The organism is Curtobacterium poinsettiae (genome assembly GCF_047226435.1).
Taxonomy (GTDB): Bacteria; Actinomycetota; Actinomycetes; order Actinomycetales; family Microbacteriaceae; genus Curtobacterium; species Curtobacterium poinsettiae.
Genome location: NZ_CP178434.1, coordinates 1,013,778 through 1,035,069, shown reverse-complemented (window position 1 = coordinate 1,035,069; position 21,292 = coordinate 1,013,778). Strand labels below are relative to the sequence as shown.

Sequence of the window (21,292 nt, the reverse complement as noted above, 5' to 3'; positions counted from 1 at the left end):
ACCGGATATGAACCTGGCTGCAGCAGACACCACCGACGTCCCGAAGTGGGCGTCCAACGCGTTCCTCCAGTTCGTCGACGCCTGGCAAGCACCGATCACGATCGTCATCACGATCCTCGCGGCGATCGTCCTCCGGCTGATCCTCCGTCGCATGATCAAGCAGGTCGTCGACCGGATCGTGAACGGCGTCAAGAAGCGTCAGGGGGCGGCCGACACCCAGGCCCTCATCGCGTCCCCCGTGCAGACCGCGCGTGTCGTGCAACGGACCCGGACGCTCGGCAGTGTCCTCGAGAACCTGGCCACCGTGGTCGTCGTCGTGATCGCGCTCGTGGTCATCGCCACGGCGTTGTGGAAGGGTGCTGCGGTCGGCATCGTCGGCGGTGCGTCCCTCGTCGCGGCCGGCCTCGCCGTCGGCGCCCAGTCGATCGTGAAGGACCTGTTGTCCGGCATCTTCATGATCCTCGAGGACCAGGCCGGCGTCGGTGACGTCGTCGACACCGGGCAGGCCACCGGCGTCGTCGAGAACGTCGGGCTGCGCGTCATGCAGATCCGCGACGTGAACGGCATCCTCTGGTTCGTCCCGAACGGGCAGATCCTGCGCGTCGGCAACCTGTCCCAGGGCTGGTCACGGGTGCTCGTCGACATCACCGTGCCGTACGACACCGACATCGACGCCGTGCAGGACGCCCTGCTCAAGGCCGCCGTGACGATGTCGCAGGAGCCGCGCTGGCGCCAGCGGATCGTCGAGAAGCCGGAGATCTGGGGCCTGCAGTCGATCACCGACGCCGGGATGGTCTTCCGCCTGGTCGTGAAGACCCGCGCCTCTGAGCTCGACGTCGTCGGCCGGGAGCTCCGCACCCGACTGAAGCACGCCGTCGACGAACTCGGCATCACCCTGCCCGCGATGGCGATGATCATGCCCGAGGGCTGGGAGAACGCCACCTCGATCAACGGGCTGCGCACCGTCCGCACCCAGCCGATGGCTGCGCCCACGAAGCCGCGGCGCACCAAGCGCAACATCCTCGGGCAGCCGATCCGCACGGACGACGAGCCCGACAGCGGGAAGGACCCCCGATGACCGACCTCACACCCCCGACCGGCCCGGGTGGGCCAGGAGCACGTGGCTCGCTCGGCATGCCCGGCGTCCCCGCGCAGCCGATCACCCTGCGCGTCGGTGAGCACGGCACCTCGGCCACCGGGTCGCTGTACGAGCGGATCGGCGGTGCCCCCACCTTCGACCGGCTCGTCCGGCGCTTCTACGAGGGCGTGCAGCAGGACGAGGTCATCTGGCCGATGTACCCGGCCGACGACCTCGAGGGTGCGATCTGGCGCCTCTCCGCCTTCCTGCAGCAGTACTGGGGCGGGCCGGGCACGTACAGCGAGCAGCGCGGGCACCCCCGTCTGCGGATGCGCCACAACCCGTTCCGCATCACGTCCGAGGCGCGGGAGCGCTGGCTCCACCACATGCACGAGGCGGTCGAGTCGCTCGAGCTCGCTCCCCTGGACGAAGCCGAGCTCTGGGGCTACCTCGACCGCGCTGCCCACGCGATGACGAACACCTTCGACTGACGCGCGTCCGGCGCGGACGCCGTCGTGTCGTCGAGACGCCTCCGGATCCGGCGGCGTCTCGACGCTCCCGCGGTGTCTTCCGCGGACGCCGGCGTGCAGTGATCGTCACGAGCGCCGGACGGGAGGCCCGTGGCGGCGTCGCCACGGGCCTCCCGTCCGGCGGTTCCCGCGTTCTCGTGCTGGCGAGACGCCGGCGTCTCCGTCCGACGCCGCCACGTGCGTTCCGCGCCTCCGAATACGGCGGCGTCTCGCGGAACCGGCGGCGTGCCCGCGGGACGCCGGCGTCTTCGGGCAGTGCGTCTCAGCGCGGTCAGCGGACGTACGAGCCGGAGGCGAGGTCGTCGACCAGCGACGGCCGTGACGGCCGCCAGCCGTGGGCCGACCGGGCGTGCGCGCCGGACGCCTCCTGGTGCAGCAGCAGCGCGTCGGCGAAGTCCTGCCCGAGCCGTTCGCGGCTCGCGTCGACGCTCTCGGCGATGACCGGTGCACCGTGGGCCCCGGCCTCGGCGAGCTCGCGCACGGTCGGGTTGTCCCCGGTCGCCGCGACGATGTACCCGTCGAGTTCGCCGCGGCGCAGCGCGAAGACGTAGAGCTCGCCGAGGTCGTCCACGTGCACCGTCGTCCACCGCTGGGAGCCGTCCCCGACCAGCCGCACCGGCTGCTCGCCGTCGCCGACGAACATCGCCGGGATGCCCGCGCCGCGTCCGTACACGATGCCGGGCGCGACGATGGTGCTCCGGACGTCGCTCGCGCGCAGCAGGGCCTCGTTCGGACCGCGCCACGCGGTCAGCGCCGGCGGGTCGATCGGCGACTGCTCCGAGATGTCCGTCGAGTCGCCGAAGGTGAAGATCCCGCCGGTGTGCACGAACGGCTTGGGGGTGCCGGCCAGTGCAGCGATCGCGGTGCGGATGAAGTCCGGGTCGACGTCCGGGGCCGATGCCGTGTGGACCACGCCGTCGCTCTCGTGCAGCAGCCGTTCGACGACCTCGGTGTCGGTGACGTCACCGACCAGGGCTCGGCCACCGGCGTCACGGACGTGCTGGGCCTTCTCGTCGGACCGGACGAGTGCGGTGACCTCGTCGCCGCGGGCGACCAAGGAGCGGAGGACGGAGGAGCCGATGTAGCCGGACGCACCGGTGAGGAAGACGTGCATGCGGCCAGCCAACCACGGCGGCCGGGCGGCGTGGTCCGCGGCGGTCATCGTCCTCGCCGTCTTCTTCGTCGTCGTCGTTACGAGCTCAGGGTCCAGGCGCGCCGCTTCACGAGCACGTGGCCGCGCGACGTCGTGAGACGGCTCCACGGACCGGTCTCGAACAGGCGCACCGGGTCGTGCCCGAGGAAGCCGAGGCTCTCGCCGGCCAACCCCGCACCAGCCGGCAGGTGCTCGACGCCGGGGACCGGTCTGCCCCAGACCTCGGCACGGATCCGCCGGACGATGGCCTCGCCCGAGTTGGACGGCACGGCGTCCGCGACCTCGGCGATGCCGTCACGGGTGGCCCGGCGGAGGAGTTCGGGCGAGACGTCCGGCAGCGGGACCCAGCCACCGCGGGGCGGCGAGATGGCCGCCCACGTGACCGTGTGGACCTCGTGCGGCAGCTCGACCTCGATCGGGGTGGCCCGCGTCGGGTCCGCGCCCTCGGCGTGCTCGGCGTCCTGCGTCTCTGCCAGCAGGCGGAGACGCTCGAGCAGCGACTGCAGCGGCACCACGGTGTCGATCGAGGCGGGCTCGGTGAGCGAGAACGTGCGGAGGCCGAGCACCGTCGGCAGTTCGTCGAGCAACCCGAGCGGGTAGAGGATCGCCGTGTAGACGGCCAGGACGCCCGAGTCGGCGATGAGCCGGACCGAGCCGTCCTCGATCCGAGCGGCACGTCCGAGGTACGTGCGGAGGTCACCGAGTGAGGCGGCGTCGGGAAGCGTGAACGAGTTGCCCATGTCGTCCACGATCCTACCGGCCGTCGACGTCGCACCGCCTGGGCGTGGTGACCCTGCATCGAGGCCGGGCAGCCGTTCGTAGACTGCACAGCGTGAACGGCGAACCCGACTTCCTGCGGACCCTGCGACTCGAGGACACCGGCGCGAGCACGGGCGAGACGATCCTGACCGGTGCCAGCCACTGGTCCCCCGGCGGACGGGTGTTCGGCGGGCAGGTCCTGGCCCAGTGCATCGTCGCCGCGCAAACCACGATCGACGGTCGCGACGTCCACTCGATGCACGGGTACTTCCTGCGGCCGGGCGACGTCGACGTGCCGATCACCTTCGCCGTCGAGCGCATCCACGACGGTCGTTCGTTCGCGACCCGCCGCGTGCAGGCGTACCAGCGCGGCGTCCCGATCTTCTCGATGATCGCGTCGTTCCAGGCGCCGGACACCGGTCTCGAACACCAGGACCCGTACCCGGTGGACACCCCGGACCCGGAGTCCCTGCCGTCGGCCGCGTCGATCCTGTCCGCCATCGACCACCCCGTCGCACGGGCGTGGGCCGCACGGTCCATCGACCTGCGGCACGTCGAGGGTCCGGTGTTCGTCGACGTGCAGGGCGAGCACCTGCCGCACCAGGCGGTCTGGTTCCGGGTGCAGGGCGACCTGCCCGAGGACCCGGCGCTGCACCGTGCGGTGCTCGGCTACGCCAGCGACATGTCCATCCTCGAGCCGATCATGCGGCGGCACGGCGTCGCCTGGGGCACCCCCGGTGTGAAGAGCGCCAGCCTCGACCACGCGATGTGGTGGCACCGCGACGGTCGCGCGGACGAGTGGATCCTGTACACGCAGGAGTCCCCGAGCGCGCAGGGCGGACGGGGACTCGCGTTGGGGCGGATGTTCTCCCGCGACGGTCAGCTGCTGGCCACCGTCGCCCAGGAGGGCATGATGCGGGTGCCTACGGGCGGCTGAACTGCACCGGGTCTTCGAGGTAGCGCTCGCACGCGGCACGCTCGGGGTCGGTCAGCCGACGCGGACGGTTCGTCGCCGCGTCGACCATCACGAGTGCGGTCGTGGCCCGGGTGTACAGGACCGCGGGGGCCCGTCCCACGGGCGACCAGACCTCGTACGAGACGTCGATGCTCGCACCGCCCACCCGCCCGATCCACATCTGGATGTCGAGCGGCTGACGGAGGTACGGGATCGATGCCAGGTACTCGAGGCGTTGCCCGGCGATGATCGTCATGGTGCCCGAACCGGGCCGACCGTCGATGATCGGCTCGGGCAGGGCGCCGTCGGGGTCCTCACCGGGGTCGGCACCCCAGAACCCCACGATGCGCGCCTCTTCGAGGAGGCGCAGCATCGCGGAGTTGTTGACGTGGCCGTAGGCATCGATGTCGCTCCACCGCATGCGGATGGGAGCGTGCAGTCTCGCCACGCGGGTCAGTCGCGGGTGAGCTTGCGGTACGTCGCGCGCCCGGGCTTCGCGGCATCGGCGCCGAGGCGCTCGATCTTGTTCTCCTCGTACGCCTCGAAGTTGCCTTCGAACCAGTACCAGTTCGGCGTGCCGTCCTCGTTCAGGCCTTCCCACGCCAGGATGTGCGTGGCGATGCGGTCGAGGAACCACCGGTCGTGCGTGATGACCACGGCGCAACCGGGGTACTCGAGCAGGGCGTTCTCGAGGCTGCCGAGCGTCTCGACGTCCAGGTCGTTGGTCGGTTCGTCGAGCAGAAGCAGGTTGCCGCCCTGCTTGAGCGTCAGCGCGAGGTTCAGACGGTTGCGCTCACCACCGGACAGGATGCCGGCGCGCTTCTGCTGGTCCGGCCCCTTGAAGCCGAACTGCGACACGTAGGCGCGGGACGGGATCTCGGTCTTGCCGACCTGGATGTAGTCGAGTCCGTCGGACACGACCTCCCACAGGTTCTTGTTCGGGTCGATGCCGCCACGGCTCTGGTCGACGTACGAGATGTCGACCGTGTCGCCGATCTTCAGCGTGCCGCCGTCGAGCGGTTCGAGGCCGACGATCGTCTTGAAGAGCGTGGTCTTGCCGACACCGTTCGGGCCGATGACGCCGACGATGCCGTTGCGGGGCAGCGTGAACGAAAGGTCGCCGATGATGACGCGTTCACCGAACTGCTTGCGCAGGTGCTCGGCGTCGATGACCTGCGAGCCCAGACGCGGGCCGACCGGAATCACGATCTCCTCGAAGTCGAGCTTGCGGGTGCGCTCGGCCTCGGTGACCATCTCTTCGTAGCGAGCGAGACGGGCCTTGGACTTCGCCTGGCGGCCCTTGGTGTTGCTCCGGACCCAGTCGAGTTCCGAGGACAGGCGCTTCGCGAGCTTGGCGTCCTTCTTGCCCTGGACCTCGAGGCGGGCGCGCTTCTTCTCGAGGTAGGTCGAGTAGTTGCCCTCGTACGGGTACAGGCGACCGCGGTCGACCTCGGCGATCCACTCGGCGACGTGGTCGAGGAAGTACCGGTCGTGGGTCACGGCGAGGACGGCACCGTGGTACTGCTGCAGGTGCTGCTCGAGCCAGAGCACGCTCTCGGCGTCGAGGTGGTTGGTGGGCTCGTCGAGCAGGAGCAGGTCGGGCTTCTGGAGCAGGAGCTTGCAGAGCGCGACGCGGCGCTTCTCACCACCGGACAGGTGCGTGACGAGCTCGTCCCCCGGGGGGCACTGCAGCGCGGCCATCGCCTGGTCGAGCTGGGAGTCGAGGTCCCACGCGTCGGCGGCGTCGATGTCTTCCTGGAGCGTGCCCATCTCGGCCAGGAGCGCGTCGAAGTCGGCGTCCGGCTCGGCCATGAGCGCCGAGATCTCGTTGAAGCGCGCGAGCTTGCCGTGGATCTCGCCCACGCCTTCCTGCACGTTCTCGAGCACGGTCTTCGTCTCGTCGAGCTCCGGCTCCTGCATGAGGATGCCGACCGTGAAGCCGGGCGTGAGCTTCGCTTCACCGTTGGACGGCTGGTCGAGACCCGCCATGATCTTCAGGATCGTCGACTTGCCAGCACCGTTCGGTCCGACGACGCCGATCTTGGCACCGGGGAGGAACGACATCGTGACGTCGTCGAGGATCAGCTTGTCGCCGACCGCCTTGCGGGCGCGGACCATCTGGTAGATGTACTCAGCCATATCGGCCCCAAGTGTAGTGACACCGTCGGAGCAGCGCTCGCCCGACGCCGGATCGCCGCTTCCCGCACCTGTACGAACCGGCCTGTTGTTCGCGTCACGGACGACGTAGCTTTGCCTCACCCAGCAACTTGGGGCCCGTCGCCCACCACGACGAGGACCAGGATCAGGACCACGGACAGGACGAGGACCATGACCACGCACACGACAACGACCCCGTCGCGGCTCCGCCGCCTCGCGCTCCCCTTCGTCGGAGCGATCGCACTCACCGTCGGACTCATCGCACCGGTGTCGCCGGCATCCGCCGTGGCCCTGCCGAAGGGCGCCCCGTACCTGCTGTACACCGCGAGCATCAGCGCGAACGGCTCGGGGACCGGCTACTCGTCGTACATCAACGTGCACGACGCCCACAACAACGCCTACGCCTTCGGGATCCAGTCGGACAAGGGCTCCACCGTGAGCAAGGGCAAGCCGCGGTACATCTGGGAGCGCGTGCAGAACGGCAAGTTCACGTACGGCTACCTCGGCCCGGCGACGAACAAGCTCACCCCGATCGGCATGCGCTGGTACAAGAACGACGTCGCGACGATGATCGTGAACCACAAGACCGTCGCCAACCTGAAGCTCAACCTGGACGGACGGCTGTTCTTCAACGCCGAGGCCAACGCCCGTCTGAACGGTGACGTCGTGCACTCGACGGTGCAGAACACCCGCATCACGGTCGGCGACCGCAAGTCGAACACCGGGCTGAACGGCAAGTGGAACACGGGCTTCTCGTTCCACGGCCTGAAGGCCACGCAGACCAACAGCCCGCGGGTGCAGGGTGCGAGCTTCAAGATCGACGGCCGTGTGACCGGGCTGCCCCGCGGCGGCAACTGGGACACCGACCAGGTCTCCGGCATCGGGATGATCGCCCAGAAGTGGTGACCGACGCGAGGCGGTGAACCGCACGCGGAACAAGCGGCCTGACCCGGCGCACCGACCCCGATCGGCTGCCGGGTCAGGCCGCTTCGTCGTGGTCGGTGCTGTCGGCGTGGTCGGCGTGGTCGTCGAGGGGTGGCGCAGGGTCCCAGGGCGCGGCGTCCTGCTCGAGGACGTGTTCGGACGGCCCCGCTGGCTCCGTGCCGTCCCCGAGGGTCGGTGCGCCGTGCAGCGCATCGGCGTCGTCGTCCGATCCCGGGTCGGTCGACGGTGCGTGTTCGTGGGGCTCTGCGGTGTGCTCCCCGCGGTCGGGTCCGTCCGCGGCGCCGTGACCCACAGCGGGGTCACGGACCTCGCCGGTGCGGGGGTCCACCCCACGCAGTCCACCGTGACCCGATGCGGCGTCGCCGACCTGCCGCGGAACCCGCAGCCAGTTGCTGATCCCCCACGCCAGGTCGTGGCCGATGCCGTCGGCGTCGATCTCGACCGAGGTCCCGCCACGACCGTCGCGTTCCCACGTGCGGATGCGAACCCGGCCGGCGACGACGATCCGGTCGCCCTTCTTCAGGGACTTGAACACGTTCGACGCGAGCGACCGGAACGCGGTGACGGTGTACCAGTTGGTCGCACCGTTGACCCAGGCCGAGGTGGCCCGGTCCCAACGACGCGAGGGTGACGCGAGCCGGAGACTCGTGATGGCGATGCCGGTCTCGGTGACGAGGTGCCGGGGCTCGGTGGCGACGATTCCGCAGACGGTGATGATGTCGTTCATGGGTCGATCGTCACGGAGCCCGGGGCTGCCTCAGCAGCCCCGGGCTGGATCTGTGGCGTGTGGACCCGATCAGGCGACCTGTGGAGGACGAGTCCCCCGGGCCTCCTGTCCGGACCCGCTCAGTGCGCTCGGAACTCGGGCCGGGCGGCCAACGGTCCGAGCGCGGCGTGGACCGCGCCCTTCGCGGACTCGAGGGACGGGTAGGGCCCGCCCGCCCGTCGGCGTCCGTAGAGCTCGACCTCGAAGCCGTCCGCCGCGCGGTGGATGCTGCCCACTGCTCCGGCCGGACCGATGGCGACCCAGGTTCCCGTGTTGTCCGTCATGTTCGAACCACCTCCTCGTGGCCCTGCCGCCCCGGGGTCAGGACGCCAGGATGTACTGACTGTAGGCCTTCCGGACCTTGTTCACCTTGGGCAGCGCGACCGCGAGGCAGTAACCCTGCCCGGGGTTCTTCGCGAAGAAGTCCTGGTGGTACTCCTCTGCCGTGAAGAACGTCGAGAGCGGCTCGATGGTGGTGACGACCCCGCCGTCCCAGATGTCCGACGCCCGCTCGATCGCGCGCTCGAACAGCTCGCGCTGCGCGTCGTCGGCCGGGAACATCGCCGAGCGGTACTGCGTGCCGACGTCGGCGCCCTGCCGGTTCAGCTGACGGGGGTCGTGCAGCGTGAAGAAGACGTCGAGGATCACCTCGGCTGGGATCACCGACTCGTCGAACGTCACCGCGACCGCCTCGGCGTGCCCCGTCGTCCCGGTGCACACCAGTTCGTAGGACGGGTCGTCGACCAGTCCGCCGATGTAGCCCGACACCACGTCCTGCACACCCTGGAGCGTGCGGTACACGGCGTCGAGACACCAGAAACATCCACCTGCGAGCACGAACGTGGTCATGACGACACCCTCTCTCCGGGCCACGCGTGCGGCCCACTCGTTCCTCCACAACAGTGTGCGCGGAGACCCTGTTCCCCAGATCGGACGGCACCCCTCGGCGTGTCGGTGGTCCCCCGTAGCGTCGGCACCACACCGACCAGGAGGCCAGCGATGCAGACCATCACCGAACCCGCACTGCGGATCCGCACCGTCCCGCTGGCCCGCGCCCGGGGCGACTACCGCATCCTCGACGTCCGCGACGACCTGAGCCGCGTGACCCGGGCCAACGGTGAGATCGTCGGCTACGTCGACCGCATCGACGTCGCCGGCGACACCGCCTACCGTGCGCGCCGGTACGTCGCGACCGAGCGCCGGTTCGTCGAGCTGCCGAGCGTCTGGTCCGCCGACGACGCCGTGGACACCCTGCGCTGGTCATGATGTTCCACATTGGAATCATCTGCGCTGGGATGCGCGGAACGCCGTCCGACCTCCCCGACGCCTGATCGTCCCGTGGGTATGGTGCGCACATGGACTGGTGGAACGACCTGACCGACTGGACTTCGTCCGACACGGGGTGGCGGGTGCTCTCGGGCGCTGTGATCCCCTTCGTCGCGATCGTCGTGGCTGGTGTCATCGCGGCGCTCATCGGGCGCAGCGCGACCAAGCGGGTCGTGGCGCTGCAGGAGCGGGAATCGAAGAACGCGGCCGTGGCCGCGATCCTGACGGCTGCGCGCAAGGCTGCCGCGTGGGGATCGCTCGGACACGACGAGCGCGCCTACGCCGACCACCTGGCCGAGGACGCCGACATCCGGCTGCGCCTGCTCGCCGTGCAGGGTGCGCCGCTGGCCGCCAACTGGGCCCAGCACGAGATCGCCGACATCAAGAAGAACTCGTCGACGTTCAGCTTCCAGGCGGACCAGTCCCTCGCCGAGTTCCGTGACCGCCTGCTCGACTGGCAGGCACGTCCGAGCCGTGCGCGCAAGCTCTTCAAGGCCGACCTCGAGCGCTGGAAGTTCGAGTCTCCGGACCCCGACGCCGACCTGATCAAGCGCCAGCAGGACTGGAACGCCGACCAGGGCGAGGCCCCGCGCACCCAGGCGCAGGCCCCGGCCCCGGTTGCTCCGGTCGAGCGCGCCACCCCGACGACGACCTCGCTGCGTCCGGCGCAGCGCCCCGCATCAGCGCCTTCGGTCCCGGCAGCCACCGCACCCGCTGCTGGTTCGCCCACTGCCGGTGCGGCTGCGCCCGGAACCGCAGCCGCCGGATTCCACCGGTGGGACGACCCCGTCGTTCTCGGTGAACCGCGGTGCCGGCACGAACCAGAACCGCGGGAGCACCGACCCGAACGCCACACGCTCCTTCGGCGAGAACACCACCCGTGTCTACGGCGACGACGAGGCTGCGCCGCCGGTGCGCCCGGCGCTCGGCACCCCGACCTCACCCGCACGCTCCACCCCGGTTCGCAGCACGGACGACACCGAGGCCGTGGACGACGCCAGCGCGACCCGTGCCTTCGGCGGCGCGAGCGCCACCCGTGCGTTCGGCGACACCGACCGCGCACCGCGGAACGACCGCCCGTCCTCTGCCGACCGCGCCGTCGCGACGCCCACGGCAGCCGAGGCGCACGTCAACCGCACACCGGCGAACGACGTCCCGCCGGCGTCGGCTCCCCGGGTCGAGACCCCCGGAACGACGAACACCACGTCCGTCCCGACGCGTCTGGGCCAGGCCCCCGCCGAACCGGCCGACGCGAACGAGACATCGGAAGCGCCGTACACGCAGCCGATCAGCGCCGCCGAACTCCGGCGCCGCGCCGCGGACGACGACGAGTAACAGCCGCCACGACGCCACAGCGACGAGAACAGGGCCGCCATCCGCACAGGATGGCGGCCCTGTTCGTCTTCGGTGCCCCCGGCAGGAATCGAACCCGCGGCACGGTGGGTAGAAACCACCTGCTCTATCCACTGAGCTACGGAGGCAAGCAGCGTCGATTGTAGCGCCGTGACCAGACCCGGCGGTTGCCCAACGGTCGGCCGCCGTCTGCTCTCCGTTCCCCTCCGGGACACCCGCGCTTCGTAGCGTCCGGAGCATGCGCACCACCGGTTCCGTCCTCGCCGTCGTGCCCGCGCGTGCCGGGTCGAAGGGGATCCCCGGCAAGAACCTCCGCACCGTCGCGGGTCGTTCGCTGGTCCGTCGTGCGGTCGAGTCGGCTCGGCTGGCCGCGAGCATCGACGAGGTGGTCGTCACGACCGACGGCGACGCGATCGCCGCAGAGGCGGTCGCCTCCGGTGCCGCCGTGGTCCGCCGTCCGGCCGAGCTCGCCGGTGACGAGGCATCGTCCGAGTCCGCGCTGCTGCACGTCCTCGACGCGATCAGCACCCCGCTGCCCGAGGTCCTCGTCTTCCTGCAGGCGACCTCGCCGTTCATCGACCCGGCCGACCTCGACGCCGCCGTCGCGCGCGTGGTCGACGGGCACGCCGACGCGGTGTTCGCGGCCGCAGCGTCGCACGCGTTCCTGTGGCGGACCGCGCCGGACGGCACCGCGGTCGCGGTCAACCACGACGCTGCGACCAGACCGCGCCGCCAGGACCGTGAGCCGGAGTACCGCGAGACCGGCGCGTTCTACGTGATGCGGACGTCGGGGTTCCTCGAGCACCGGCACCGGTTCCACGGCCGCGTCGAGCTGGCCGTCGTCGACGGTGCCGGCGCGATCGACATCGACGACGAGGCCGACCTGGCCCTCGCCGAAGCCCTCGCCGGCGCGCGGAACGAAGCCCCCGGCCACGGCCACGCACGCGTCGGCGCCCCCACACCCACCACGACCCGAGACCCATCCCCGACGCGGGCCACCCCCGCACCGAACGGAGCACCATGACCGTCACCATCGGTACGTCCACGATCGGCGCGGGCCACCCCGCGTACCTCATCGGCGAGATCGGCCTCAACCACAACGGCGACGTCGACATCGCGAAGCAGCTCATCGACGTCGCTGCCGACGCCGGCCTGCAGGCCGTCAAGTTCCAGAAGCGCACCCCCGCGATCTCGACGCCGGAGCACATGAAGAACACCCCGCGCAGCACCCCGTGGGGCGACATGACCTACCTGGAGTACCGCTACCGCGTCGAGTTCGACCGCGACCAGTACATCGAGATCGGTGACCACGCGACCCTCCGCGGTCTCGACTGGTTCGCGTCGCCGTGGGACGAGCCGTCGGTGGACTTCCTCGAGGACCTCAACGTCGTCGCCTACAAGATCGCGTCGGCGTCGGTGACGGACCTCGGGATGCTCGCCGCGGTCGCCGCGACCGGCAAGCCCGTCATCCTGTCGACCGGCATGTCCACGCTCGAGCAGATCGACGCCGCCGTCGAGACCCTCGGCACCGACCGCCTCGTCCTCATGCACGCGACGTCGACCTACCCGCTGCCCGCCGAGGAGGCGAACCTCCGCATGATCGACACGCTCGCCCACCGGTACGCGGGCGTCCCCGTCGGCTACTCCGGCCACGAGCCCGGCCTGCAGATCTCCATCGCCGCGGTCGCCCTCGGTGCCACGGCCGTCGAACGGCACATCACGCTGGACCGCACGATGTGGGGCTCCGACCACGCCGCGTCCCTCGAGCCGCACGGCCTGAAGACGCTCGCCCGTGACATCCGCATCATCGAGACCGCCCTCGGCGACGGCGTCAAGCGCATCTTCCCCGGCGAGCAGGCACCGCTCGCGAAGCTGCGTCGTGTCGGCGCGTGAGCGCATGCAGTCGCCATCCGGGCACCGGCGAGCAGGCACCGCTCGCGAAGCTGCGTCGCGTCGGCGCGTGAGCGCATGCAGTCCCCATCCGGGCGCCGGCGAGCAGGCACCGCTCGCGAAGCTGCGTCGCGTCGGCGCGTGAGCGGAACGCACGTGAGCACCGCGCACGTGACCGGCCCGGTCGACGGGACCCGCGCCCTGGACGTGCCGGCTGACGGCGGTGGGTCGACCGGCGGACGGGAGGCGCGCCTCCCGTCCGACGCGCCACCACGCGTCCGACACGTGGTCGGCCTGGTCGACACCGACTCCTTCGCGAAGTGGGGCGCCCACCTGCTGGCGACCGCGCCCGCCGGCTGGGACCTGGAGCTGCGCACCGTGGCGACCCCGCGGTCGGCCAGTCCGAAGCAGCTGCGCTCGGCGTTCCGCGGGTTGGACCGACGACTCGCCCACCTGCACCGCGAACCGCCCGTACCGAAGGACGTCGACGCCGCCGTCGAGGAGCTCCGACAGGACCCGCCGGACGCCGTCCTGGTGTCCTTGATCGGGCCCGTGGCCGAACTCGTGATCGACGAGGTGCACCGGCGGATCCCGGACCGGCCGGTGCTGGTGTCCGGGCTGCCGGGGATCTCGTTCCCCGCGAAGTGGAAGGGCATCTTCTTCCGCGCCCGGGCCGACCTGTTCGTACTGCACAGCCACCGCGAGGTGCGCGCGTACGAGGAAGTGGCGCGCGAGGGCGGGGTCGAGCCGCACTTCGCACTCGCCACACTGCCGTTCGCACGGGGTGCCGGCGCGACCGGCGGTACCGGCGCGACGGGCGCGACGGGCGCGCCCGTCCGCGACTCCGTCGTCTTCGCGGCGCAGCCGAGTGTGCCGCTCGAGCGGGCCGACCGAGCCCTCGTCGTGCGCTGGCTCGTCGACACGGCCCGCGCGCACCCGGAGTGGCGCGTCGTCATCAAGACCCGCGCCGCGGCCGGCGAGCACCAGACGCACCGCGAGGAGCACCCGTACCCGGACCTGGTGCCGGCGGACGCCCCGGCCAACCTGGTGGTGGAGAGCGGCCCGATGGCCGACCACCTCGACCGCGCGGTGGCACTCGTGACGATCAGTTCGACGGCCGTCCTCGAGGCTGCGGCCCGGGGTGTCCCCGCGCTCACGCTCACCGACTTCGGGATCGGGCGGCACCTGATCAACGAGGTGTTCGTGGGGAGTGGCCTCGAGGGGGACGCCGTCGACCTGGTCGACGGCCGGTTCGGGGCCGTCCGGCCGGAGTGGATGCGGGACAACTACTTCCACCCGGCCGCCGAGGACGACTGGCAGCGCCGACTGGTGGACCTCATGGCCCGACGGGACGCCGGGAGGCTGGTGGACCGGGCACCGGCTCGGCGGAGCCGTGGTGGGGCGCTGCGACGTGCGTGGGAGCGGAAGAACGCCCTCGGTGGGGCCGATCGAAGCCCGCTCGGGCTGGTCGCGCTGGGCATCGGGGCGCCGATCCGGAGTGCGAAGCGCCTGGCGCGGCGCATGCGGGCACTGATCGATCCGCCGGAGCCCGTCGTGGTGTCGGCGCCGACGTCGCAGCGCGCAGGAGGGCGCGTCGCTGCGCCCGCGTCGGGGGCCGCCGCTGGGACGGCCGCGGCAGCGGCTCGGTCAGAGCGCCTTGGCCACCGCGAGCAGGAGCTGGTCCCGGGTCGGGACGCCGGGTGAACGGAAGACCTCGGTGCCGTCGTCCTGCCGCACGATGATCGTGGGCGTGGACCGGACACCGAGGTCTTCCGCGTCGTCGGGGTGCGCCGCCACGTCGTGTTCGGTCACGGTGAGCCCGGGGACGAGCGCCGAGGCCTCGGCCGACACCCGGCGGGCGGCGGCGCACGGCGCACAGAAGGCGGACGTCCAGAGATCGAGCTGCATGTGGTCCTGCAACGCGGCGGGTGGGGGTTCTACTCCCGGTCGAACTCACCGCTGCGGTCGCCGCGGTCCTGCAGGTCGTCCACGGGGTCGGACTCGCTCGGCTCGTAGGTGAACTCGACCGAGATCTGGTCGAGCACCTGGCGGGACTTGGTGGCGCGGTAGGTGAAGGCCGTCTGCAGGCCCTCGACGTCGGCGAACACCGTGACCTCGTTGTCCAGCGCGTCGCTCGTGGCGGTGCGGGTGTCGGTCGTGCCGTCGAAGGGGCCGCCGTGGAAGATCGCGGTGTACTCGTCGCCTTCGTGGATGGTGATGTCGCTCATGCGTCCCTTCTACCAGGCGGCGGCTGGGGCAGTCTGTTCAGCCCGTGCTTGCGCGGCGGGCCTCGCCGGTTGCGCGGCGGCCCTCGCACGTTGCACGGCGGTCTTCGCCGGTTGCGCCCCGGTCGCCGCCGTTGCGGAATGCATAGCATCGCTATATAGTTCCGCTATGGAAACACCGCGCGAGCAGACGATCGAGACCCTCCTCGTCTCCGTCAACCGCCTGATCCGCCGCGCCGTCCAGTCGACGGGCAACACGTCCTCCACCGCCGTCTGGCGCACACTCGGCATCCTCGAGACCGACGAGCCCCTGCGGCTCGGCGAGCTGGCCACCGCGTCGCGCGTGGCGCAGCCCACGATGACCCGGCTCGTCGCCGGCATGCTCGCCGACGGTCTGGTCAGCCGCAGCGTCGACCCCGACGACTCCCGCGGGCAGCTCATCGAACTCACCGACGCCGGCCGCGACCGGCTCGCGGCCTGGCGTTCCACCCTCACCAGCACGGTCGGCCCGTTGTTCGCCGACCTGACCGACGACGACTGGGACGTCCTGCACCATGCGGCGGACCTGATCGCCCAGCGCACCCGGACAACCCCCAACGGAACGGAGATCCCCGCGTGAACGCCCACGCACCCGCCGGCCGGTCCGGCTCCATCCTCAAGCAGTCGTCCGCGGTCTGGGCGATCGCCTTCGCCTGCGTCGTCGCGTTCATGGGCATCGGCCTCGTCGACCCGATCCTCCCCGCGATCGCCGCGTCCCTGAAGGCGACCCCGGCGCAGACCGAGCTGCTCTTCACGAGCTACCTCGCCGTCACCGGTGTCGCGATGTTCTTCACGAGCTGGGTCTCGAGCCGCATCGGCGCGAAGCGCACCCTGCTCATCGGACTCGCCCTGATCGTGGTCTTCTCGGTCCTCGCCGCGACGTCGAACAGCGTGTGGAGCATCATCGACTTCCGCGCCGGGTGGGGCCTCGGCAACGCGCTCTTCATCTCCACCGCGCTCGCGACCATCGTCGGGGCAGCGTCGGGCGGCACCGCCTCGGCGATCATCCTGTACGAGGCAGCGCTCGGCCTCGGCATCGCCGTCGGCCCTCTCGTCGGAGGCCTGCTCGGCTCGGTGAGCTGGCGCGGCCCGTTCTTCGGCGTGACCACCTTGATGGCCGTCGCGTTCATCGCCATCGTCGCCCTGCTCAAGACCGGCAGTCTCGAGAAGCCCACACCCACCAAGCTCTCCGCACCGTTCCGCGCTCTCGGTCGTCCCGCGCTCGCCGCACTCGCCGCGACCGCACTGTTCTACAACATCGGCTTCTTCGTCCTGCTGGCGTACACGCCGTTCCCGCTCGGCTTCGGCGCGCTCGGCATCGGGTTCACCTTCTTCGGCTGGGGTGTCGGCCTCGCGATCACGTCGGTGTGGGTCGCCCCGATGCTCACCGCCCGGCTCCGCAGGACGACCGTGCTGAAGATCGCGCTGCCCCTGCTCGCACTCGACCTGTTCGCCGCCGCGCTCGTCGTCCGGTCGCAGGTGGGCCTGATCGTCTGCGTCGTCATCGGCGGCCTCGTGCTCGGTGTCCTGAACACCGTGCTGACCGAGTGCGTCATGGAGGCCACCGACCTCCCCCGCTCGGTCGCCTCGAGCGCCTACTCCGCCGTCCGCTTCATCGGCGGCGCCATCGCCCCGCCCGTCGCGACCCTGCTCGCCGACGCGTACTCCCCCTCGGCGGCGTACGTCTTCGCGGGTGCGTCCGTCGCGGTCGCCTTCGTCGTGATCCTCTGCACCACCGGGGTCCTGCGCCGCGTCGACGACGGTGCCGAGCCCGAGCGCGTCGAGGCCGAGGCGATCACCGCCGGCGAGATGGTCTAGGGGCGGGGCGGGTCCACCGCCACGCGGACGCTCCCCGCTCGCCCCGCTTCTCCCGCGAACGGGCGAAATGCCCGAGTGTCCCCCGTGGGCACTCCGGCCTTTCGTCCGTTCGTGCATCTGCGCGCCCGCTCGCCCGTGCACCCGCGTACCCGTTCCTCCTTCTCCTTCCCCCGAGCGGGTGAAATGCCCGGGTTCGTCCGCAGGGCGACCCGGGCATTCCGCCCGCTCGGGGAGGACTCGAGCGGCCGGCGGGAACGCGCGGCAGGCGGGGTGGAACGAACCGCCTGGAGGCGCGACGCAGCCCGCCGGGGCCGCCCGGGCCTCCAGGCGGTCGCCGGCAGCGCTGTCGGCTCACCTCACGGCCGAGCGGGCGGAACATCCGGGTGCGTCCGCCCAGCGGGCCCGGCATTTCGCCCGCTCGGCTGGACGCGAGCACGCGAGCACGCGAGCGGGCGAAGGCGTGACGGAGCAACCGGAGCGCCGCCGCCGTCGGCGAGCGGGCGAAATGCCGTGCCCGCCCGAGGAGCGGCCGGGGCATTTCGCCCGCTCGTGGTGGGGACGCAAGTCCGAGCGCGTGCGCCGCGGCAGACGGGTGGAACGAGCTGACTGGAGGCGCGGGGCGGCCTGCCGGGGTCGTGACGGTCCTCCAGCCGGTCGCGTGTACCGCCTGCGCTTCGTGTCCCGGACGAGCGGGCGGAACACCCGGGTGCGTCCGGAGGGCGACCCGGGCATTTCGCCCGTTCGCGGATCGGACCCACGGAACGGGCCGACGGGATGACGGGCACGGGCACGGGCACGCACGCCCCCCCCCCCCCCGCCCGCGGCCCGTACGGGAGGCACGCAGGGCGGGAATAGGATCGAGGACATGGCAACCGCGAATGACCGCCTCGTCTGGATCGACTGCGAGATGACCGGCCTCGACCTCGAGGTCGACGAACTCGTCGAGGTGGCCGTGGTCATCACCGACTTCGACCTCGAGCCCGTGCACCCCGGGTTCGACATCGTCATCAAGCCGGACCAATCGGCGCTCGACAACATGAACGAGTTCGTGACGAACATGCACGTCACCTCGGGCCTCATCGAGGAGATCCCGAACGGCGTGAGCCTGGCGGACGCCGAGTACCAGGTGCTCGAGTACATCCTCGAGCACGTCCCCGCCGAGGGCTCCGCGCCCCTGGCCGGCAACACGATCGGCACCGACCGGGCGTTCCTGTCGAAGTACATGCCGCGCGTCGACGGACACCTGCACTACCGCAGCGTCGACGTGTCCAGCATCAAGGAACTCTGCCGCCGCTGGTTCCCGCGCGTGTACTTCAACGCGCCGGAGAAGCACGGTGGGCACCGTGCCCTCGCGGACATCCTCGAGTCGATCCGCGAGCTCGAGTACTACCGCCGCGCCGGCTTCGTCGCCGAGCCCGGCCCGAGCACCGACGACGTGCGCGCCGTGCAGGCCGGCGTCGTGGCGAAGTGGGAGTCGCGGCTGGCGCAGCCCACGGCCGAGTAGCGACACGGGTGGTCCGCACCCCGTCCCGCATGTACTACTATTGAGTGGTCGCGCCGGTCCGCCGGTTCGAACATGGTGGATATAGCTCAGTTGGTAGAGCGCCTGGTTGTGGTCTAGGAGGTCGCGGGTTCGAGACCCGTTATTCACCCCAGTACTGAAGAACAGACGAAGGCCCCGGTCCGTTGGACCGGGGCCTTCGTCGTTCCGCGAACATGTTCGGGTCTTGTGTAAAATATGTACTTCTGTATATTGTAGATCAGTGCAGACCCGATCCTTTCGACCAGACATCCAGGGCCTCCGTGGGATCGCCGTCGCCGTGGTCGTCCTCGACCATGCGTTCCGTTGGCCGAGCGGTGGGTTCCTCGGCGTCGACGTCTTCTTCGTGATCTCCGGGTTCGTCATCACCGCAGGGCTGCTGCGTGAACACGGGCGGACCGGACGGATCCGCCTCCGGGCCTTCGCCGCCCGCCGCGTGCGCAGGCTCGCGCCGGCATCCCTCCTCGTGATCCTCGTGACCACGGCTGCGGCCTGGGTCCTCCTGCCGACGAGCAGGTTCGCTTCGGTCGCCGCCGATGCCGTCGCCTCCGTGCTCGCCGTGCAGAACTGGCGGTTGGCAGCAGCGGGCACCGACTACTTCGCGGCGACGGCAGCCGCCTCACCGTTCCAGCACTTCTGGTCCCTCGCGGTCGAGGAACAGTTCTACCTGGTGCTCCCGGTCCTCCTGCTGCTCCTGCTCGGGCGTCGCGCACGCCGAGACGATCGAACCGTCGGGCGCTCGGCACGTGCAACCGTCGTGATCGGCGGCCTCACGGTGTGCTCTCTCGCGTGGGCCTTCGTCGCTGCTGCGGTCGACCCTGCCTCCGCGTACTTCTCGACGGCGACGCGTGCATGGGAGCTCGGCGTGGGTGTCCTCGCCGCGATCGCTGTGCACCGTGCCCGGTCGGTCCGCCCGTGGGTCGCGGAGTGCATGGTCGTCATCGGACTCGGCGCGATCGCCGCGTCCGTCCTGCTCGGGCGGGAGACCTTCGGCATGCCGGCACCGCTCGCACTCGTCCCGACGCTCGGTACCGCGCTCATCCTGGTCGCCGGAGCCGGAACCGGAGCCGGAGCCGGAACCGGAGCCGGCGCCAGCTCCCGCTCCAGCTCTGGTCCCGCACCCACCCGCACGGCCTGGGCAGCGGCACCGCTGCGCTGGCGTCCCCTCGTCGGACTCGGGACGGTGAGCTACTCGCTCTACCTCTGGCACTGGCCGTTCATCGTCCTGCTGCCCCTCTTCACATCGCTTCCCGTCGGCATCGCGGTCGTCCTCGCACTGCTGACGTCGATCGCGAGCTACGCAACGGTGGAGACCGCCTTCCGGCACCGCGGCCTCCGCGCCACGCTCCAGGAACACCGTCTGCGACTGCAGGTCGGCGCGCTGGCCGCGCTGACCGTGCTCACCCTCGTCACCGTCTCGGGAACCGCCGAGCGGCTCCGCCCGCTCCCACCGGTTCCCGCTGCCGCACCCGCCGCCGGGGACGACACCGACCTCGCCGCCGACGACTCGTTCCCGGCGCTGCAAGCCCGCGCCGACGCCATCGCAGCAGGGCTGGGCGCGCGATCGTGGCCGGACGACCTGACGCCGAGTGCCGAGGCGATCAGCGCCCCTGGCTACGCAGACTCCCTGACGAAGACCTCGAGTTGGGCGCCCACCCTCGGGTGCTCGGTGATCGGTGCCGATTGGCGCGCGGACTCGTGCACGTGGGGCGCCGCTCCGGGGACGTCCGTGATGCTCACTGGCGACTCCACCGGTGCGTTCTCGGCGCCGGGGTGGAGAGCGCTCGCAGAAGACCCCGACGCCGATGTGCAGGTCCGGAACGGCGCACAGATCGGCTGCCCCTTCTCCACGACGGCGCTCACCTCGGACGTCGACACCTGCGCCGCCCACAACGCGGAGGTGCTCGCCGAGCTCGAACGGACGACCCCGGACGTCCTGGTCGTGACGAACCGGTTCTGGGACAAGGAAGACCCGAGCCTCGAAGGGATCACGCGAGAGTCCTACGAATCCGGCGTCAAGGCGATCATCGAGGCCGCCCGACCGCACGTCGGCCGCGTCGTCGTCGTACCCGCCACCCCGCCGGGGTACGCGCCGACCGGCTGTGTCGCCGGCACCCGGGGGCCACAGGACTGCCGAGAAGGCGATGCGACAGCCCGCGCCCAGATGCGTTCCCTGACCACCCTGCTCGACGACGTCGACGAGACCACGGTGCTCGACACGACCCCCCTCTGGTGCTCGTTCGGCACCTGCCCGCTGCTCATCGGGAACGTCCTCACCCGCTTCGATCCGGTCCACGTCACACCGGAGGCTTCACAGGCATCGGCGCCGGCGCTGCTCGACCTGCTCCGGAAGGAGGACATCCTGCCGGGTGTGCGACCATCGACCCCGTGATGGAGATGTCCGCCGAGGCCTTCGAGCGACTCGTGACCGACGAACTCGACCTGCTCCCCGACGAGATGGTCGACGGGCTCGACAACGTGGTGTTCGTGGTCGAGGACGAACCGGAGAACGGCGAAGAGCTCTTCGGTGTCTACGACGGCATCGCAGCCACCGAGCGCGGGCAGTACGGCTTCGGCGAGCTGCCCGACCGCATCGTGGTGTTCCGGAAGCAGCACCTGGCCGAGTGCGACACCGTCGAGGAGCTCAAGGACGAGGTGCACACCACCCTCGTGCACGAGATCGGGCACTTCTACGGCATCGACGACGAGCGGCTGCACGAGCTCGGCTGGGCGTAGCGGCCAGGGACGCACCCGCGCA

Annotated in this window: 23 protein-coding genes and 2 tRNA genes; 15 read left to right on the top strand and 10 right to left on the bottom strand. The window is 70.9% G+C overall.

Annotated elements, in window-relative coordinates:
• Positions 1-7: 7 nt before the first annotated feature.
• Both ACL00U_RS04875 and ACL00U_RS04870 read left to right on the top strand, forming a co-directional pair.
• Positions 8-1,078 (top strand): mechanosensitive ion channel family protein, encoded by a 1,071-nt coding sequence (locus ACL00U_RS04875; RefSeq protein ID WP_017886036.1) that lies wholly within the window; start codon positions 8-10, stop codon positions 1,076-1,078.
• Positions 1,075-1,569, top strand: coding sequence for a globin (locus tag ACL00U_RS04870; RefSeq protein WP_017886037.1), 495 nt, complete (start codon positions 1,075-1,077; stop codon positions 1,567-1,569). The genes ACL00U_RS04875 and ACL00U_RS04870 overlap by 4 nt, the downstream gene beginning before the upstream one ends.
• Positions 1,570-1,879: 310 nt before the next feature.
• Here ACL00U_RS04870 and ACL00U_RS04865 read toward each other — a convergent pair whose 3' ends face one another.
• Together ACL00U_RS04865 and ACL00U_RS04860 are read right to left on the bottom strand one after the other, a co-directional pair.
• Entirely contained in the window at positions 1,880-2,722 is an 843-nt protein-coding gene (locus ACL00U_RS04865; protein ID WP_262160225.1) for an NAD(P)H-binding protein, read from the bottom strand.
• Positions 2,723-2,799: 77 nt separating this feature from the next.
• A complete protein-coding gene (locus ACL00U_RS04860) occupies positions 2,800-3,501 on the bottom strand; it encodes a hypothetical protein (RefSeq protein WP_412873886.1) in 702 nt (233 codons plus the stop codon).
• Between the two features lie 92 nt (positions 3,502-3,593).
• Between ACL00U_RS04860 and ACL00U_RS04855 the strand changes: the two genes are divergently transcribed.
• The gene (locus tag ACL00U_RS04855; protein WP_412873885.1) at positions 3,594-4,457 is read left to right on the top strand and encodes an acyl-CoA thioesterase; all 864 of its coding nucleotides are present in this window, start codon (positions 3,594-3,596) and stop codon (positions 4,455-4,457) included.
• On the opposite strand, the gene ACL00U_RS04850 is transcribed toward ACL00U_RS04855, so the two are convergent.
• Positions 4,444-4,896, bottom strand: a complete 453-nt coding sequence (locus tag ACL00U_RS04850) for an acyl-CoA thioesterase (RefSeq protein ID WP_071252247.1) — start codon at positions 4,894-4,896, stop codon at positions 4,444-4,446. The two genes, ACL00U_RS04855 and ACL00U_RS04850, sit on opposite strands and share 14 nt — an antisense overlap.
• A gap of 32 nt (positions 4,897-4,928) precedes the next feature.
• Positions 4,929-6,614, bottom strand: a complete 1,686-nt coding sequence (gene ettA / locus ACL00U_RS04845; RefSeq protein WP_017886042.1) for an energy-dependent translational throttle protein EttA — start codon at positions 6,612-6,614, stop codon at positions 4,929-4,931.
• Positions 6,615-6,803: 189 nt separating this feature from the next.
• Here ettA and ACL00U_RS04840 point away from each other — a divergent pair, with 189 nt between their 5' ends.
• Positions 6,804-7,538 (top strand): hypothetical protein, encoded by a 735-nt coding sequence (locus ACL00U_RS04840; RefSeq protein ID WP_017886043.1) that lies wholly within the window; start codon positions 6,804-6,806, stop codon positions 7,536-7,538.
• Positions 7,539-7,611: 73 nt separating this feature from the next.
• Here ACL00U_RS04840 and ACL00U_RS04835 read toward each other — a convergent pair whose 3' ends face one another.
• The 3 genes from ACL00U_RS04835 to msrA form a co-directional block, all read right to left on the bottom strand.
• Positions 7,612-8,304 (bottom strand): single-stranded DNA-binding protein, encoded by a 693-nt coding sequence (locus ACL00U_RS04835; protein ID WP_412873884.1) that lies wholly within the window; start codon positions 8,302-8,304, stop codon positions 7,612-7,614.
• Positions 8,305-8,423: 119 nt separating this feature from the next.
• Complete coding sequence (locus tag ACL00U_RS04830) at positions 8,424-8,627, bottom strand: hypothetical protein (protein WP_017886045.1); 204 nt, start codon at positions 8,625-8,627, stop codon at positions 8,424-8,426.
• A 37-nt stretch (positions 8,628-8,664) separates the two neighbouring features.
• Positions 8,665-9,192, bottom strand: coding sequence for a peptide-methionine (S)-S-oxide reductase MsrA (gene msrA, locus ACL00U_RS04825; protein ID WP_140449351.1), 528 nt, complete (start codon positions 9,190-9,192; stop codon positions 8,665-8,667).
• A gap of 150 nt (positions 9,193-9,342) precedes the next feature.
• On the opposite strand from msrA, the gene ACL00U_RS04820 reads away from it, so the two are divergent.
• Together ACL00U_RS04820 and ACL00U_RS04815 are read left to right on the top strand one after the other, a co-directional pair.
• Positions 9,343-9,609 carry a hypothetical protein gene (locus ACL00U_RS04820; RefSeq protein ID WP_017886047.1) on the top strand — a complete coding sequence of 89 codons (267 nt, stop codon included), beginning with the start codon at positions 9,343-9,345 and terminating at the stop codon, positions 9,607-9,609.
• 858 nt (positions 9,610-10,467) lie between these two features.
• Entirely contained in the window at positions 10,468-11,004 is a 537-nt protein-coding gene (locus ACL00U_RS04815) for a hypothetical protein (RefSeq protein WP_412873883.1), read from the top strand.
• Positions 11,005-11,077: 73 nt separating this feature from the next.
• Here the strand turns inward: ACL00U_RS04815 and ACL00U_RS04810 are convergent.
• Positions 11,078-11,150: transfer RNA gene (locus ACL00U_RS04810), tRNA-Arg, on the bottom strand.
• Positions 11,151-11,260: 110 nt separating this feature from the next.
• Between ACL00U_RS04810 and ACL00U_RS04805 the strand changes: the two genes are divergently transcribed.
• The 3 genes from ACL00U_RS04805 (at position 11,261) to ACL00U_RS04795 (ending at position 14,616) form a co-directional block, all read left to right on the top strand.
• A complete protein-coding gene (locus tag ACL00U_RS04805; RefSeq protein ID WP_412873882.1) occupies positions 11,261-12,046 on the top strand; it encodes a cytidylyltransferase domain-containing protein in 786 nt (261 codons plus the stop codon).
• Positions 12,043-12,915, top strand: coding sequence for an N-acetylneuraminate synthase family protein (locus ACL00U_RS04800; RefSeq protein ID WP_017886049.1), 873 nt, complete (start codon positions 12,043-12,045; stop codon positions 12,913-12,915). The genes ACL00U_RS04805 and ACL00U_RS04800 overlap by 4 nt, the downstream gene beginning before the upstream one ends.
• A gap of 138 nt (positions 12,916-13,053) precedes the next feature.
• The gene (locus tag ACL00U_RS04795) at positions 13,054-14,616 is read left to right on the top strand and encodes a DUF6716 putative glycosyltransferase (protein WP_412873881.1); all 1,563 of its coding nucleotides are present in this window, start codon (positions 13,054-13,056) and stop codon (positions 14,614-14,616) included.
• Here ACL00U_RS04795 and ACL00U_RS04790 read toward each other — a convergent pair.
• Both ACL00U_RS04790 and ACL00U_RS04785 read right to left on the bottom strand, forming a co-directional pair.
• Complete coding sequence (locus ACL00U_RS04790) at positions 14,560-14,820, bottom strand: thioredoxin family protein (RefSeq protein WP_017886050.1); 261 nt, start codon at positions 14,818-14,820, stop codon at positions 14,560-14,562. The genes ACL00U_RS04795 and ACL00U_RS04790 overlap by 57 nt on opposite strands.
• A gap of 29 nt (positions 14,821-14,849) precedes the next feature.
• On the bottom strand, positions 14,850-15,140 hold the full coding sequence (locus ACL00U_RS04785; protein ID WP_042538564.1) for a hypothetical protein: 291 nt from the start codon (positions 15,138-15,140) through the stop codon (positions 14,850-14,852).
• Positions 15,141-15,306: 166 nt separating this feature from the next.
• On the opposite strand from ACL00U_RS04785, the gene ACL00U_RS04780 reads away from it, so the two are divergent.
• The 6 genes from ACL00U_RS04780 to ACL00U_RS04755 all read left to right on the top strand — a co-directional run bounded on the left by ACL00U_RS04780 (position 15,307) and on the right by ACL00U_RS04755 (position 21,270).
• Positions 15,307-15,756, top strand: coding sequence for a MarR family winged helix-turn-helix transcriptional regulator (locus ACL00U_RS04780; RefSeq protein WP_161598163.1), 450 nt, complete (start codon positions 15,307-15,309; stop codon positions 15,754-15,756).
• Complete coding sequence (locus ACL00U_RS04775; protein WP_262160243.1) at positions 15,753-16,994, top strand: MFS transporter; 1,242 nt, start codon at positions 15,753-15,755, stop codon at positions 16,992-16,994. Before ACL00U_RS04780 ends, ACL00U_RS04775 begins: the two co-directional genes overlap by 4 nt.
• A gap of 865 nt (positions 16,995-17,859) precedes the next feature.
• Entirely contained in the window at positions 17,860-18,498 is a 639-nt protein-coding gene (gene orn / locus ACL00U_RS04770; RefSeq protein ID WP_274007123.1) for an oligoribonuclease, read from the top strand.
• A 75-nt stretch (positions 18,499-18,573) separates the two neighbouring features.
• Positions 18,574-18,649: transfer RNA gene (locus ACL00U_RS04765), tRNA-His, on the top strand.
• A 108-nt stretch (positions 18,650-18,757) separates the two neighbouring features.
• Positions 18,758-20,926, top strand: a complete 2,169-nt coding sequence (locus ACL00U_RS04760; RefSeq protein WP_412873880.1) for an acyltransferase family protein — start codon at positions 18,758-18,760, stop codon at positions 20,924-20,926.
• Positions 20,926-21,270, top strand: coding sequence for a metallopeptidase family protein (locus ACL00U_RS04755; protein WP_194590427.1), 345 nt, complete (start codon positions 20,926-20,928; stop codon positions 21,268-21,270). Before ACL00U_RS04760 ends, ACL00U_RS04755 begins: the two co-directional genes overlap by 1 nt.
• The last annotated feature ends 22 nt before the right edge of the window (positions 21,271-21,292 follow it).